Genomic DNA, 14926 nt, shown 5'->3' on the forward strand with positions numbered 1-14926 from the left:
GGGATGCGGGGCGTGGTGTCGCTGGCGGCGGCGTTCGCCATCCCGCACGAGGTGCCCGAGCGCGACCGCGCGATGTTGCTCTTCCTGACGTTCACCACCGTGATCGGCACCCTTCTCATCCAGGGCACCACGTTTCCCGCGCTGATCAGGCGGCTGCGCGTGTCGGGCGAGCAGGAGCAGTACGAGGACCGTCTGGCCGAGGCGGCGGCCCAGCAGGCGGCGCTGGAGGAGGGGCTGGCGGAGCTGGACCGGCTGCTCGCGGAGCTGGGCGAGCCGGACGAGATCCAGAAGCAGGTCATCGACCAGCTCAGGGAGAAGTCGTGGCGCCGGTCGTTGTCGGCGTGGGAGCGCCTGGGCGGCGGCACCGGCCAGGGTGGCGCGGAGACTCCCAGCACTCTCTACCGGCGCCTGCGCCGCGAGATGCTCCAGGCCGAGCGCCGGGTGTTCGTACGGCTGCGCGACGAGCGCCGCCTCGAGGACGAGCTGCTGCGCGAGCTGATGGCGCAGCTCGACTTCGAAGAGGCGATCCTGGAGCGCTAACCCATCCGGCTGTCCACGAAGCACCAGCGCCACTTCTCGCCGGGTTCGTAGGACTGCATCACGGGATGGCTGGTGGCGTGGAAGTGCGCGGTGGCGTGTTTGGCCGGCGAGGAGTCGCAGCAGCCGATGTGGCCGCACTCCAGGCAGCGCCGCAGGTGCACCCACCGCCCTCCGTCGGCCAGGCACTCCTCGCAGCCCTCCGGGGTCCTGGCCGCAGGGTCGTCGGCCTGGGAAAGGTGTTCGCACGTGGCCATGACCCCATCCTATGACCCGCCGTGCGCCCGGCTCCCGGAGGGCGGGGGCACGGCTATTCAGGTTTGAGGCGTTCCCGCCGCTCGGGGTGGCAGAGCTCGTCGCAGCCGCCGAACCGGGCCGTGTCCATCGGGGTGAACGACGTCGGCGCCACGCGCTTCAGCGCCGCCGCCATCGTGTCCCTCCAGATGGGGCCGGGCACGCTCGCGCCCTGCACCGCGCCGTGGTAGCGGCCGCCGAGGGTCACACCGACGAGCTTGTGCCGCTGGGAGCCGCGCGGGTCGCCGACGCTCACCGCGCCCGCAAGGTCGGGGGTGAATCCGGCGAACCACGCCGCCGCGTAGTCGTCGGTGGTGCCGGTCTTGCCCGCCGCGTCACGGCCGATGCCGCCGACGCCGCGCATCGTGCCCTTGGTGAACACGCCCGACAGCACGGACGAGGCCGCGTCCGCGACGGCGGGGTCGAGGACCTGGCGGCATTCGGGCCGGTAGCGGGTGGTCTTGCCGTTCCGGTCGGTGACGCGGGTGATCGCCATCGGCGCGCAGTGGCGGCCGCGCGCCCCGATCGCCGCGTACGCGTTCGCCACGGTCACCGAATCCATCTCGTTGATGCCGAGCGTGAACGTCTCGTACTCCTGCAGCTTCTTCCCGTCCGCGCGGCGGATCCCCAGCGACGTGGCCATGGTGACCGTCTCGCACAGCCCGACCCGCTGCTCCAGTTCCATGAAGAACGTGTTGACGGAGTCCCATGTGCCGGTCCGCAGCGTCTTCCAGCCCGGCGAGCCCTCGTCGTTGGTGACCGTGTGCGTGGGGTCGCCGACGTTCTCTCCCTCGCAGTTGCGGAACGCAGCGTAGTCCGGCGCGCGGTAGCCGGCGCCCGCCTTGAGGCCGTCGTCCACCTTCATGCCCTGCTGTAACGCGGCGAGCAGGGTGAAGGTCTTGAACGTGGAGCCCGCCTGGAAGCCCGCCCCGCCCCCGTGCGCGGCGTCCGCGACCACGTTGTACGAGATCTCGTTCCTGGCGGCGTCGCGACCGTAGGGCCGGCTGGCGGCCATCGCCCTGATCGCGCCGGTGCCCGGCTGGACCAGGGCCTCGGCTGCCACGGCCCCGTCCGACGCCCTGACCCGCTTCGTGATCGCCCGGTCGGCGGCGGCCTGCATGGCGGGGTCGATCGTGGTCCTGATGGTGAGGCCGCCACGGTTGAGCTTGGCCAGGCGGGCCTTGGCGGTCGGGCCGAAGCCGGGGTCGCTGAGAAGCTCATGCCTGACATAGAGGCAGAAGTACGGATATTTGCTGGATTCGCAGCCGCCGGGGAGCTTCGTGCCCCTGTAGCCAAGCCTGGTGGCCTTGGCCTTCGCCGCCTCGGCCGGGGTGATCTTGCCTAGTTCGGCCATCCGGTTCAGCACGACGTCGCGCCGCGCGCGCAGCCGCTCGCGTTGCGCGGCGCCCAGATGGGGATCGGTGGCGTTGGGATCCTGTACGGCCCCGGCCAGCGTCGCCGCCTGGGGCAGGGTCAGGTCGGAGGCCTTGACGCCGAAGAAACGTTTCGCCGCCGCCTCCACGCCGTAGGCGCCGGCGCCGAAGTACGCGATGTTCAGATATTTCTCGAGAATCTGGTGTTTGGTGTACTTCTCCTCGACCCCCAGGGCGTAACGCAGCTCGCTGAGCTTGCGCGCGTAGCTGGCCTCCACCGCCGCGTTGCGCTCCTCGTCGCTGCCGGCCGAGTTGAGCAGCACCTGCTTGACGTACTGCTGGGTGATGCTCGACCCGCCCTGGCTGACCCTGCCCGCGCGCAGGTTCGCGGCCAGCGCCCTGAGCGTGCCCTCGACGTCGATCGCCCCGTGCTCGTAGAAGCGGTAGTCCTCGATCGAGACGATCGCCGTCTTCATCACGTCGGCGATCTCGTCGAAGCCGACGACCTCGCGGTATTCCTCGTAGAAGCGCGCGATCTCCTTGCCCCTGGCGTCCTGCACGACCGTGACCTCCGCCGGCGGCGGCTCGACGAGGTCGGCGGGTTCGAGGTTCACCCCGTCGGCCGCCGCCACGAACCCGAACCCCGCGCCGCCCACGGCGGGCAGCGCGATACCCGCGACCAGCACGCCCGCCGCCACCCCCACGGCGGCGAGCCGTACGACCTGCGTCCCCCGGCCGGCCATCAGAGCCTGCCGAGCCCGCGGGCCAGGATGGTGGCGGTCTTCGCGATGGTCTTGTCGTCGGCGGCCAGGCCAGGCGTGCGGTTGGTGTAGACGGCCATGATGATGGGAGCGGCTCCCTTGCCGGGCCAGATGACGGCGATGTCGTTCCCGCCGCCGAACCCGTCGGAGTTGGTGCCCGTCTTGTCGCCGATCGTCCAGGTCTTGGGCAGGCCTGCGCGGATGCGGGCGTCTCCGGTCTTGTTCGCGATCAGCCAGGCGTTGAGCTGGGCGCGGTCCTTCGCGTTGAGCGCCTTGCCGTACGTGACGGCGCGCAGGTCGCGGGCGATGGCCGACGGGGTGGTGGTGTCGCGCCGGCTCTTGGGCGTCCAGTCGTTGAGCTCGGTCTCCCAGCGGTCGAGACGTGAGACGCGGTCGTCCAGCGACCGGAAGTACCTGGTCAGCCCGGCCGGTCCGCCGATCTGCTTGAGGACCATGTTGCCCGCGGTGTTGTCGCTCATGGTGATGGCGGCGTGGCAGAGCCCGGCCACGGTCATGCCGTCCTTGACGTGCTTCTCCGTGACGGGGGAGTAGTCCACCAGCTCGCGGGCCGTCCACCGGACGCGCTTCTTCAGCAGCCCCGGCCGGGAGGTGCGGGCCTTGTGCAGCACGGCCGCGCACGCCATCGCCTTGAACGTGGAGAGCAGCGGGAACCGCTCGCCCGATCGGTACGCGATCGTCCTGCCGGTGGCGGTGTCGATCGCGTACGCACCGATGCGGCCCTTGAACGAGGTCTCCAGCGCCCGCAACTCCTTCACGGCCTCGGCCTGTCCGGACAGGACCGTCGTGGCCGAGGCCGTGCCGGTGACGAGGCCGCACCCCAGGAGGGTGATCGTCAGAGCGGTCGCCGTCGCCGCCCGGAGGTGTCGCATGTCGAATCCTTTGCCGTCGTCCGTCAGAGGGCAGGAGCAAAGCAGATGCGATCAGCGGATGTCTAATAGCGATATCGCGAAGGAACTGATATCCGATCACGCATGACGCCAGGTCAGCAGCACCATGCCGCCGGCGGCGGCCAGCCCGAGCGCGTGCAGGCACAAGGTCGGGACGATGCCGAGCGCGCCGCCGAGCACCCCCGCGGCCGCCATGCCGGCCAGCGCCGTGGCCGCCTGGGCGCTGCCCAGCAGGCCGATGACGCCGCCGCGGCGATCGTCGGCGGTGACGGTCTGGGCCAGGGTGGTGAAGCCCGCCATCGCGGCCGCCGCGGGCACGCCGGCCAGCACGATCAGCACGAGCGCGGGCCAGAGCGCGGACCCGAGCTCGAACCCGAGCCCGGGCCCGAGCGCCGGCAGGGCGAGCGGGTAGGCGAACAACGCCAGATCGACCGTCCCGAACACGATCGTCCCCCAGCCCAGCAGCGCCCGCGGGCTCGCCCCACCCGGGCGGGCCGCCACGACCAGCCCGCCGAGCAGCCCGCCGACCGCCTGCACCGACAGGAACAGCCCGTACGCGTCACCGCCGCCGCCGAGGACGTCCGCGACGAAGGGCGCGGCCAGCGTGGCGAAGATCCCCTCGCCCAACCCCGTGATCACCATGTACGCCACCAGCACGCGCACGCCCGCGTTCCCCATGGCCAGGCGGAGCCCCGAGATCCACTGCCCGCCCGCCGACATCGACCTCGCGGGCCGTCCCGGCGTCCGCACCGCCGCCTGCAGGGCCGCGGAGACGACGAAGCTGGCGACGTCGACGAGCACGACGGCGGGCAGCCCGCCCGCGCTGACGGCGACGCCGCCCAGCATCGCCCCCAGCAGCCGGGCCAGCTGCCCGCTCTGCCCGTGCAGGGCGTTGGCGCGGACGAGCTGGGACCCTGCCACGACCTGCGGGAGCAGCGCCTTCTGGGCCGGGACGAGCACTGTGCTGAGGACGCCCGTCCACAGCGCGACCGCGTACACGATCCACATCTGGGCCGGGTCGCGCACCGCCAGCAGCGGCAGCAGCCCTAGAGCGAGCAGCAGATCGGTGACCACCAGCAGCCGCCGGCGATCCCAGCGGTCGGCCAGCATCCCGGCCACCGATCCGAGCAGCACGTCGGGCAGGCGCGAGACCACCAGCATGATCGCCGTGGACAGCGTCGAGCCGGTGAGCTGGTATACGTGGAAGGCCAGGCCGGTGCTGATCGCCCAGTCGCCGGTCTGCGAGACCAGGCCGGCGACGAGCAGCCGCCGGTAGTCGCGGTTGCCGCGCAGCGGCGCCGGCACCCCAGCCGGTGTCCCGGCAGGCGTCTCAGCCGGTGTCCCGGCCGGTGTCTCAGCCACCGGAGCCGGTGGGCGGCAGCGGGACCAGCACCTGCGTCAGGAGCACCGGCCGGGCGCCGTCGGGCTGCGCCGCCGGGTCGCCGACGCGCGCCATCAGCGGCTCCACCAGCTCCGCGATGGCCGCGCTGACCGCCGCGACCTCCTCGGGTGTGGCGTGGAGGTAGAAGGTGCCGATCCCGCCGATCGAGTGCCACGGCTCCGGCTCCTCCTGCCGCCGCTCGCCCCATTCCGCCAGCCGCGCCAGCGCCCGCTCCGCCATGACCTGCTCCAGCAGGCTCCTGGCGGCCGAGTGCCCGGGCTCGCGCGCGCCGTCGTCCCACTCCTGGACGCGCTCGGTCACCTTCCACGGCCGCTCGCGTTCGTCGCGGGCCGCGGCCTGCTCCACGAAGCCGTATCTGGCGAGCTGCCGGAGGTGGTAGGAGGCCAGCGCCTGGCTGATGCCGGTCTCGCGCGCGGCGTCGGCGGCGGTGGTCGGGCCCGCCCGCAGCAGGAGCTCGTGCAGCGCCAGCCGTACGGGATGGGCGAAGGCCCGCATGGCCGCCGGGTCGTCGAGCCGCCGGCGCGGTGATCCCAAAGACATGCTTGGAATCTTCACGCCCGGGGGAGGGCATGTCAAGGGAATCCTTGGCATCAGGAAACCGTTGCCGGAACGGCAAACCCATGCGCGCGTGCCGCTCCGCGACCCGCATGATGCGAAGAGCCCCGCGAACCTGTTGGAGGACGCATGCCCGATCACCCGTCTTTCTCGCCCGACGAGGTGCGCCACCGGCTGGTGGAGACGCCCGGCGGCCGCATCCACGTGGCGGAACAGGGCGCCGGCCCTCTGGTCCTGCTGGTCCACGGCTTCCCCGAGTCGTGGTATTCCTGGCGGCACCAGCTTCCCGCCCTCGCCGCGGCGGGCTTCCGCGCGGCGGCCATCGACGTACGCGGCTACGGCCGCTCGTCCAAGCCCTCCCAGACGCACGCGTACCGCATGCTCGACCACGTCGCCGACAACGTCGCCGTCGTGCGCGCGCTCGGCGAGCGGTCCGCGGTGGTCGCGGGCCACGACTGGGGTTCGCCGATCGCGGCCAACAGCGCCCTGCTCAGGCCGGACCTCTTCACCGCGGTGGCCCTGCTCAGCGTGCCGTATTCCCCGCGGGGGCCCGTCCGGCCCACCGACGCCTTCGCCCGCCTCGGCGGGGACGACGAGTTCTACGTCAGCTACTTCCAGCGGCCCCAGCGGGCGGAGGCGGAGATCGAACCCGACGTCCGCGGCTGGCTGGCGGGTTTCTACGCCGCGCTCTCGGCCGGCACGACGCGGACGACGGGCGTCTCCTCCGTCCCCGAAGGCGGCCGGCTCTCCGACCGTTTCCCCAAGGGCGGGCTGCCGTCCTGGCTCACCGAGGCCGACCTCGACGTCTACGCGGGCGAGTTCGAGCGGACCGGGCTGACCGGCGCCCTCAACCGCTACCGCAACGTCGACCGTGACTGGGAGGACCTCGCCGCATGGGACGGCGCCGCGATCACCCAGCCCGCGTTGTTCGTCGGAGGCGAGTTCGACCCCACCACCACCTGGCTGGCCGGCGCCATCAAGGCGTTCCCCCAGACGCTGCCGGGCCTGACGGCCTCCCACATCCTCGACGACTGCGGCCACTGGATCCAGCAGGAACGCCCCGGCGAGGTCAACCGCCTTCTCATCGGCTGGCTCGAGGGCCTGGCCGCCGGGTGAACCGCCGTCTTTCGGTGTGCGGGCGATTTCACGTTTCGGTCGCGTCTACTATCCGAAAAGCAGCGGTCACGTCGCGTGGCCGTTCGTTGGGTAGGGTCGAAAACATGCGCCACCTCAAGAGCCGGTTCGTGCCCCTTGCCGCTTTCGCCGTGTGCATTTTCGCCGCCGGGTGCGGCGAGGTCAACAACACCATCGACAAGGCCCAGGCGTGCCTGGAGGCGCCGAAGATCGTCACTGATCTGGGCGCGCAGATCGCCAAGCTGACCGACGACCCGCAAGCCATGGACAAGGCGCTCGACGACGCCGCGACCAAGCTCAACGACGTGGCCGACAAGGCCGCCAACACCACGCTCAAGGACGCCACCGACGACCTGGCCGCGACCCTGAGCGGCATTTCCGTCAACAACGCCAACGACGCCGTCGACGCGGCGCAGAAGGTCGGCACCGACTCGGCCGCCTACCTGGAGAAGGTCGCCCAAGCCTGCACCGGCTGACTATCGTGAGAAAGGGCAATCCCGACTTCTCTAGGGGAAATGTAGACGAATTACCGTTTTTGTCATGGAACCCGACCCGCGTTTCACCTTGGCCAACGAACGCACCTTCCTCACCTGGCTGAGCACGGCGCTGGCGCTCAGCGCGGGCGGGGTGGCCATGGCGGCGGTGCCGGCCGACCTGTTCGTGCCCTGGATCCGCACCACCCTGGCCATCATGCTCGTCACCCTCTCCGCCCTGGCCGCGGGCATGGCCTACCCGCGCTGGCGCAACATCCAGCGCGCCCTGCGGCGGCAGGCGCCGCTGCCACCGCCCGCGCTCGCGGCCGTCTTCGGCTACGGCGTCGCGGCCGTCGCCGTGATCGCCCTCGTCCTCATCGTCCTGTCGATCTGAGGCCGCGGATGGGGGAGGAGGCGAAGGCGCCCGACGAGGAGATCTGGGACCAAGGGCTGCAGAGCGAGCGCACCCGGCTGGCCTGGGTGCGCACGGCGGTGGCCCTGGCGACCGGCGGGCTCGGTGCGGCCGGCCTGTCCGCCAGGCACGACCTGCCCCTCCTCGCCGTCACGGGCTTCGCCCTGGCCGCGCTCTGCGGCGCCGTGCTGCTGATCAGGACCAGGGCCCGGTTCCGCCGGGTGCAGGCCGCCCTGCACGGCGGCCGGCCCCTGGACTCCCGGCTGGACGCCGCCTTCGCATGGCTCGGCACGTTGAGCCTGGTCGCGGGGGCCATCGCCTTCGTGTTCACGGTCATGTAGGCCGGGGTTGCGATGTTCGGCCAGGCGGGCGGACACTCGAAAGCGAGGGGGTGACCTCGTTGACCGAAGAACTCAGGACCGTTCCCTTCGAGTGCCGCCGGTGCTGGCATGTCTGGGAAGAGCAGTATCTGGTCAGGCACATCGACGACCGTCACGGCAACGAGACCGAGGTGTGGCTGCGTGACGGCCTGCCCGCGCTGCCGCCAGGGCCGGGCGTGATCTGCCCGCACTGCGGGTGCCAGCAGTCCACCAGGTTCCCTGACGGCTATCTGTCGCGCCATCCGGAGCTCGTCCCGCCGGCCGAGCCCGGCGTGCCCGACGCGACGCCGCTGCTCAGCCCGGTGCAGCGGCCGGCGCACCGGCACCTGACCTGACGCTTGGTGAGCATTCCATAGCGCTTAGTGTTACAAAGCCTCGCCTTGTCGGGCGTACGGGACCGGACGGACACTCGGGTCCGACGCCGATCCGCACCCGGGGGTGGTCTTGGTGCCCGATGGTTTCGACACCCGCGAGACGTGGCCTCACGCATGCCTGCGCTGCCTGCACGTCTGGGAGGAGCAGTTCGTCGTCAGACGCCTTGCCGACTCCCACGGCAACGCGGCCGAGATCTGGTTCAGTGCCGGAGTCCGCGTCCCGCCGCCCTGGTCGGGGGCGTGCTGCCCCGGCTGCGGCGCGTACGGCGTGACGTCGTTCCCCTCCGGCTACCTGGCCCGCCACCTCGAGCTGGTGGCCGTGCCGGAGGAGCCGCCGCAGCCGGTGTTCGTGCCCGCGCCCCGGCCGGGCAAGGCGCCCGCTGATCGGGCTCACCTGCCCGGCCGGCTGCTGATCGCGCTGAGCGTGCCGCTGGTCGCGTTCCTCGCGTACGAGCTGTACACCACTTTGGCGGCGGCGGCCCGCCCGCACGGCTAGCTCAGGCTGTCGAGCCACGCCTGGTGCAGGCCCGCGAACCGTCCGGAGGCGGCGATGAGGCGGGCCGGCGGACCGTCCTCGACGACCTCCCCCCGCTCCATCACCAGCACCCGGTCGGCGATCTCCACCGTCGACAGCCGGTGCGCGATGATCAGGGCGGTCCTGTCGGCGAGGATCGTGCGCAGCGCACGCTGCACGAGCCGTTCGCTCGGCACGTCGAGGCTGGAGGTGGCCTCGTCGAGGATGAGCACGGCGGGATCGGCGAGAAACGCCCTGGCGAACGCGACCAGCTGCCGCTGGCCGGCCGACATGCGGCCGCCCCGCTTGCCCACCTCGGTGTCGTAGCCGTCGGGCAGGCCCGCGATGAACTCGTGCGCGCCGATCGCCTTGGCGGCCTCGCGCACCTGCCGGTCGGTCGCGTCGGGGCTGCCGAACCTGATGTTGTCGGCGACGGTGCCGCTGAACAGGAAGTTCTCCTGCGTGACCATGACCACGGCCTGGCGCAGCGTGGGCTCGTCCAGCGTGCGCAGATCGACGCCGTCGAGCAGCACGCGGCCCTCGGTGGGGTCGTAGAAGCGGGAGATCAGCTTGGCCAGCGTCGTCTTGCCCGCGCCCGTCGCGCCGACCAGGGCGACGCTCTGCCCGGCCGGGATCGTCAGGTCGAGGCGGGGCAGGATCGGCATCTCCTCGACGTACGCGAACCGCACGCCCTCGAAACGCACCTTGCCGCGCGCCCCGCCCGGCGGCAGCGCCGCGGGCTCGCGCGGCTCGGGCACGGACGGCTCCTCCTCCAGCACGCCGGACAACTTCTCCAGCGCCGCGCCCGCCGACTGCAGCGTGTTGTAGAACTGGCTGACCTCCTGCATCGGCTCGTAGAACTGGCGCAGGTAGAGCAGGAACGCCGCCAGCACGCCGACCTTCACCTCACCGTGGAGCGCCAGCCAGCCGCCGTAGAGCAGCACCCCGCCGATCGTCATGTTGCCGATCAGCTTGATGCCGGTCATGAACGTCGCGCCGAGCTGCATGCTGCGGGCGTTGGCGCCGCGGTAGTCGTCGTTGAGCTGCTGGAAGATCTCCTGGTTGCGGGGCTCCCTGCGGAAGGCCTGCACCGCGCGGATGCCGGTCATCGACTCCACGAAGTGCACGATCACCAGCGCCACCGTCTCGCGGGTGCGCCGGTAGACGATCGCCGACTGCCGGCGGAACCACTTGGTGAACAGCAGCAGGAGCGGCAGCGGGACCAGCGCCACCAGGCCCAGGTGCACGTCGAGCACCAGCAGCAGCACCGCCGTGCCCACCATGGTGAGCACGGCCTTGACCAGCGCGTCGAACCCCGACTGCAGCAGCTCGGCGATGGCCTCGATGTCGGAGGTCAGCCGCGAGATGACCCGCCCGGAGGTGTACTGCTCGTGGAAGCTCAGCGACAGGCGCTGGAAGTGGTCGAACACCCTCCTGCGCAGCTCCAGCAGGATGCTCTGGCCGATCCGGCCCGACAGCCGCAGGAACGCCTGCCGCGTGATCGCCTGCGTGACGGCCGCGGCCAGGATCACCCCGACCACGGTCAGCAGCACGGAGGGGCCGGAGCCCTGCCGGATGGGCGGGATGCCGGAGTCGATCCCGATGGAGACCAGGAAGGGGATGGAGAGGCCGGCCGCGTTCGAGACCACGATGATCCCGACCAGCAGCGTGATCTTCTTCCGGTACGGGCGCAGCAGGTTGCCCAGCAGCCGCCGGGAGCGCGCCCGCAGCAGGACGGAGACCTTCTCCGGCAGCTCGTCCTGGTCCTCGGAGGCGACGCCGCGCCAGGACGCCGTGCCGGACGCGTTCGGCGGGGGCGGGGTGGTGGTCGTGGTCATCGCAGTGCCCCTTCCGACGCGCCGTCGAAGTCGGCGTCCTGGGCGAGCAACTCGCGGTATTCGGGCACCTGGGCCAGCAGCTCCTGGTGCTGCCCGACGTGCGTGATAGTGCCGTCACGCAGCAGCGCCACCTTGTCGGCCAGCAGCACGGTGGAGGCGCGGTGGGCGACGACGATGCCGGTCGCCTCGCGCAGCACGTGCCGCAGCGCCTCCTCCACGAGGGCCTCGGTCTCGACGTCGAGCGCGGACAGGGTGTCGTCGAGGACCAGGATCCGCGGCCTGCTCAGCACCGCCCTGGCCAGGGCGAGCCGCTGCCGCTGGCCGCCGGACAGCGACAGGCCCTGCTCGCCGATGCGGGTGTCGAGCCCCCACGGCAGGTCGTAGACGAACATGGCCTGCGCGGTCTGGATGGCCGCGGCGAGCTCTTCCTCGGTGGCGTCGCGCCGGCCGAGCATGAGGTTCTCGCGCACGCTCATCGAGAACAGCGTCGGCTCCTCGAAGGCGGTGGCCACCACCTGGCGCAGCGTCGTCAGCTTGAGGTCGCGTACGTCCTGCCCGTCGATCGTGACGCGGCCCGAGGTGGGGTCGAGCAGGCGGGGCACCAGCGCGGTCAGCGTGGTCTTGCCCGCCCCTGTCGCGCCCACGACGGCGACCGTCTCGCCGGGCTTGACCTCGAGCCACACGTCGCGCAGCACCGGCTCGTCAGCGTCGGCGAAGCGGAACCCGACCCCTTCGAAGCGCAGGTGGCCGCGCGGCCGCTCGATCGTCTGGGTGCCGCCCTCGATGGCCGGGACGGTGTCCATGACCTCCATGAGGCGGTCGGCGGAGGTCATGGCCTCCTGGCCCATGGCGAGGATGTAGCCGAGGCTCGCGATCGGCCACACGAGCTGCAACATCAGCGTGGTGAACGCCACCAGCGCGCCCAGCGTCAGCGCGCCCGAGCCGACGGCCAGCGCCCCGAGCAGCAGCACCAGGGCCAGGGTGATGTTGGGGATGATCTCCAGGAAGGAGAAGAACTTGGCCGACAGCCGCACCTTGGACATCGAGCTGCCGTACACCTTGAGCGCGGCGTCGTCGTAGCGGTCGTAGACGTGGTGGCGGCGGCCGAACGCCTTGATCGTGCGGATGCCGAGCGCCGACTCCTCGACGAGCGTGGCGAGGTCGCCCTGCTCGTCCTGCACCTGGCGGGAGATCTTGATGTAGCGCTTCTCGAAGCGCAGCGACGTCCAGACGATCGGCACGGACGAGGCCAGCACCAGCAGCCCGAGCGGCCAGTACTTGTTGAGCAGCAGCACGGTCACCGTGATCAGCTGCAGGATGTTCATGACCAGGAAGAGCATGCCGAAGCCGAGGAACCGGCGGATCGTCGACAGGTCGGTGGTCGCCCGGGATAACAGCTGCCCCGACTGCCAGTCGCCGTGGAAGCCCATGGGCAGGCGCTGGAGGTGCTCGTAGAGGTCGTCGCGGATGCGGGTCTCCAGGCCGAGCACCGGTTTGACCTGGGCCCATCGCCTGAAGAAGATCAGCAGGGCTTCGACCACGCCGACGCCGACCGCGAGGAGGCCGAGGGGGAGCAGCCCCGCGGAGTCACCGTGGGCCACGGGGCCGTCGATGACCTGCTCGCTGATGAGCGGGAGCGCGAGGCCGGCGCCGATGCCGACGATCGCCGCCAGCCAGATGAAGACCAGTCTGGTGGCGTACGGGCGGAGGTAGGACTTCATCCGCCACAAGGAGTTGGAGGACAGCAGGGGACGGCGAGGTTTGTGCGTATCGGGAGGCATCCCATCTAGGCTAATACGTGGGATCAACAGATTTTCTGTGGCCTGGAGGTGGGGTTCACGTTTCTGACGTGGGAAAACGTGAAAGACCATGCACGCTTCGGCTGACCATCACTTTTGTTGTGGTCTGTTGGGGAATGTTCCTCGAGGCTGCTCGACCTTGCGAGGATTCATGATCGACAGTACGGACCTGCCTCACCTGCGCCGCTGCGTCGAACTGGCCGGGCAGGCGCTGGAGGAGGGCGACGAGCCGTTCGGCTCGGTCCTCGTCTCCGGCGACGGCGCCGTCCTGGCCGAGGATCACAACCGGGTGGCCTCGGGCGACCGCACCCGCCATCCGGAGTTCGAGCTGGCGCGCTGGTCGGCGGCGAACATGACGCCGCGGGAACGCGCCGCCGCCACCGTCTACACCTCGGGCGAGCACTGCCCGATGTGCGCCGCCGCCCACGCCTGGGTGGGGCTGGGCCGCAACGAGGTCGCGCCGGGGGTGACGGTGGAGGGGCCGGTGCCCGAACTCGCCGACGAGGTCCGCGAGCTGCACCGCCGCTGCTACGCCAGGTCCTGAACACCCTCTGGCCGGCACGGCCTCCCGGCGCCGAGGCCGTCCCTAGAATGCACTATGCCCACTGAGCCCGCAGGGCCCCCGGCTGAAGGGCCCCTGTCCCGGGGCCGCATCGTCGCCGCGGCCATCGACCTGATCGAGCGCGAGGGCGCCGACGCGGTCTCCATGCGGCGCATCGCGGCCGGGCTCGGCGTCGGTGTGATGTCCCTCTACAACCACGTGCCCAACAAGGACGCCCTGCTCGACGCGGTGGCCGAGGCGGTGCTGGGCGAGATCGAGTTCACCGACGACCCCGGCGCGCACTGGACCGACAGGGTGCGAGCGCAGGCGCGGGCCTTCCGGCAGATCGCGCACGACCATCCGCGCTCCACCATGCTCGTGGTCAGCCGGCAGCTCCACACCACCGCCGGCCTGCTGCCCGTCGAGCGGGCGCTGGCCACGCTGCGCGGCGCCGGGTTCGACGGCGCCGACGCGGTCCGCATGCTGCGCGTGTTCATCGCGTTCATCGTCGGCTCGCTGCTGCGGGAGGTCGGGGTGACCCCTGCCTTCGCGCCCGTCCAGGGCGGGCCGGTCACGGCCGGCGGACTTGATGCCGCGCTGTTCCCCGAGGTGAGCTCGCTGGCGGGGCTGCTCGGCCAGTGCGATCACGAGGCCGAGTTCGAGTTCGGGGTCGAGCTGCTCCTGCGGGCCATGGAGGTGCATCCGGGGCGCAGGCAGGGCATCCGGTGAGCCCGGATGCCCCGTCCCGCTTCTAGTACCAGTTGTGCGATCTGAAATGACCCCAGGCGCCGCAAGGCCGGCCGTACCTCCCCTTGATGTATGCCAGGCCCCACCGGATCTGAGTCTCGGGGTTGGACCGCCAGTCGTGGCCCGCGCCCCGCATCTTGCCCGCGGGCAGCGCCTGCGGGATGCCGTACGCTCCGGACGAACGATTACGGGCCCGGTGGTTCCAGTTGCTCTCCCTGGTCCACAAGTTGTCCAGGCAGCGGAACTCCTTGAGGTTCCACGATCGCTGGACGACCTGCCCCAGGGCGATCCTCTTGTTCCTGCTGGCCGGTTTCTCGGCCGTGATCTGCGGTTGCGCTTTCGTGGTCCAGACCCGGGTCTTCGGTCGCGCCGGCGTGGTCCAGATCCGGGTCTTCGGTAGCGCCGGCGTGGTCCAGGCCCGGGTCTTGGTCGGAGGCGCTGACTCCGCCCGGGCCGGCGTGCCACCGAACGCGGTGAGCGCGGTGGCGGAGATGAGAGCGGTGCTGAGCGCGCGTTTGCTGTCCAAGTCGATCCTTGCTGTCGGGTCGCGTGCGGACAGGCGCGCATTTCCGGCGCCCCCATGCCGGTCCGCGTCCGTGGCTCGGACGTGGAGAGTCCGCGTGGCCCTCCGGGATTCCGGTGCACCGCCCGATCGTGCTGGGCGGCCCGGAGAGCGCCGCGACGTGTCCTCTAGCACGATTCCTATTACGCTCCGTAATCGCGGGTCGCGCATCGCGACACGGCGTGGACAGGTGTTTGTGTCACCGTTGCGGATAAAAGACCCGCTCGCTGGGCCAGGATTGCCCGCCCCGTCGCGCATATGGGCCGAGCTTGCCGGAAAAAGCGGCCAAGCCTGAGGTTTGGCTCAGGGGCAAGGGTGGGAG

At 71.1% G+C, this 14926-nt stretch carries 16 protein-coding genes and 1 pseudogene; 9 read left to right on the forward strand and 8 right to left on the reverse strand.

The window, feature by feature from the left end; translation table 11 throughout:
• A pseudogene (locus E1292_RS44535) lies at positions 1–540 on the forward strand (Na+/H+ antiporter); the annotation flags it as partial.
• Here the strand turns inward: E1292_RS44535 and E1292_RS44540 are convergent.
• From E1292_RS44540 to E1292_RS44560, 5 genes are all read right to left on the reverse strand, one after another.
• The gene (locus E1292_RS44540) at positions 537–794 is read right to left on the reverse strand and encodes a UBP-type zinc finger domain-containing protein (RefSeq protein WP_132605816.1); all 258 of its coding nucleotides are present in this window, start codon (positions 792–794) and stop codon (positions 537–539) included. The pseudogene E1292_RS44535 and the gene E1292_RS44540 sit on opposite strands and share 4 nt — an antisense overlap.
• Before the next feature lie 53 nt (positions 795–847).
• Complete coding sequence (locus E1292_RS44545) at positions 848–2947, reverse strand: transglycosylase domain-containing protein (protein WP_132605818.1); 2100 nt, start codon at positions 2945–2947, stop codon at positions 848–850.
• Positions 2947–3855: a class A beta-lactamase gene (gene bla / locus E1292_RS44550; RefSeq protein WP_132605820.1), complete on the reverse strand. Its 909-nt coding sequence runs from the start codon at positions 3853–3855 to the stop codon at positions 2947–2949. The genes E1292_RS44545 and bla overlap by 1 nt, the downstream gene beginning before the upstream one ends.
• A 96-nt stretch (positions 3856–3951) precedes the next feature.
• Entirely contained in the window at positions 3952–5178 is a 1227-nt protein-coding gene (locus E1292_RS44555; protein ID WP_165975060.1) for an MFS transporter, read from the reverse strand.
• A gap of 49 nt (positions 5179–5227) precedes the next feature.
• The gene (locus E1292_RS44560; protein ID WP_165975061.1) at positions 5228–5815 is read right to left on the reverse strand and encodes a helix-turn-helix domain-containing protein; all 588 of its coding nucleotides are present in this window, start codon (positions 5813–5815) and stop codon (positions 5228–5230) included.
• 144 nt (positions 5816–5959) lie between these two features.
• On the opposite strand from E1292_RS44560, the gene E1292_RS44565 reads away from it, so the two are divergent.
• The 6 genes from E1292_RS44565 (at position 5960) to E1292_RS44590 (ending at position 9099) form a co-directional block, all read left to right on the forward strand.
• Complete coding sequence (locus E1292_RS44565) at positions 5960–6946, forward strand: alpha/beta fold hydrolase (RefSeq protein WP_132605826.1); 987 nt, start codon at positions 5960–5962, stop codon at positions 6944–6946.
• A 104-nt stretch (positions 6947–7050) separates the two neighbouring features.
• Positions 7051–7440: a DUF8711 family protein gene (locus E1292_RS44570; protein ID WP_132605828.1), complete on the forward strand. Its 390-nt coding sequence runs from the start codon at positions 7051–7053 to the stop codon at positions 7438–7440.
• Positions 7441–7504: 64 nt separating this feature from the next.
• Positions 7505–7831: a YidH family protein gene (locus tag E1292_RS44575; RefSeq protein ID WP_132605830.1), complete on the forward strand. Its 327-nt coding sequence runs from the start codon at positions 7505–7507 to the stop codon at positions 7829–7831.
• A gap of 8 nt (positions 7832–7839) precedes the next feature.
• On the forward strand, positions 7840–8190 hold the full coding sequence (locus E1292_RS44580; protein WP_132605832.1) for a DUF202 domain-containing protein: 351 nt from the start codon (positions 7840–7842) through the stop codon (positions 8188–8190).
• A gap of 59 nt (positions 8191–8249) precedes the next feature.
• Entirely contained in the window at positions 8250–8564 is a 315-nt protein-coding gene (locus E1292_RS44585; protein WP_132605834.1) for a hypothetical protein, read from the forward strand.
• A gap of 112 nt (positions 8565–8676) precedes the next feature.
• Entirely contained in the window at positions 8677–9099 is a 423-nt protein-coding gene (locus E1292_RS44590) for a hypothetical protein (RefSeq protein WP_132605836.1), read from the forward strand.
• On the opposite strand, the gene E1292_RS44595 is transcribed toward E1292_RS44590, so the two are convergent.
• Positions 9096–10955 carry an ABC transporter ATP-binding protein gene (locus E1292_RS44595; RefSeq protein WP_132605838.1) on the reverse strand — a complete coding sequence of 620 codons (1860 nt, stop codon included), beginning with the start codon at positions 10953–10955 and terminating at the stop codon, positions 9096–9098. The two genes, E1292_RS44590 and E1292_RS44595, sit on opposite strands and share 4 nt — an antisense overlap.
• Positions 10952–12736, reverse strand: coding sequence for an ABC transporter ATP-binding protein (locus E1292_RS44600; RefSeq protein WP_165975062.1), 1785 nt, complete (start codon positions 12734–12736; stop codon positions 10952–10954). The genes E1292_RS44595 and E1292_RS44600 overlap by 4 nt, the downstream gene beginning before the upstream one ends.
• A 169-nt stretch (positions 12737–12905) precedes the next feature.
• Here E1292_RS44600 and E1292_RS44605 point away from each other — a divergent pair, with 169 nt between their 5' ends.
• Complete coding sequence (locus E1292_RS44605; protein WP_132605840.1) at positions 12906–13298, forward strand: nucleoside deaminase; 393 nt, start codon at positions 12906–12908, stop codon at positions 13296–13298.
• 54 nt (positions 13299–13352) lie between these two features.
• Positions 13353–14024 carry a TetR/AcrR family transcriptional regulator gene (locus tag E1292_RS44610; RefSeq protein ID WP_132605842.1) on the forward strand — a complete coding sequence of 224 codons (672 nt, stop codon included), beginning with the start codon at positions 13353–13355 and terminating at the stop codon, positions 14022–14024.
• A gap of 22 nt (positions 14025–14046) precedes the next feature.
• Here the strand turns inward: E1292_RS44610 and E1292_RS54570 are convergent, their stop codons facing one another.
• Positions 14047–14568 (reverse strand): aggregation-promoting factor C-terminal-like domain-containing protein, encoded by a 522-nt coding sequence (locus E1292_RS54570; RefSeq protein ID WP_246090780.1) that lies wholly within the window; start codon positions 14566–14568, stop codon positions 14047–14049.
• Positions 14569–14926: the final 358 nt, after the last annotated feature.

The sequence above is a fragment of the Nonomuraea deserti genome (assembly GCF_004348685.1).
GTDB classification, from domain to species: domain Bacteria; phylum Actinomycetota; class Actinomycetes; order Streptosporangiales; family Streptosporangiaceae; genus Nonomuraea; species Nonomuraea deserti.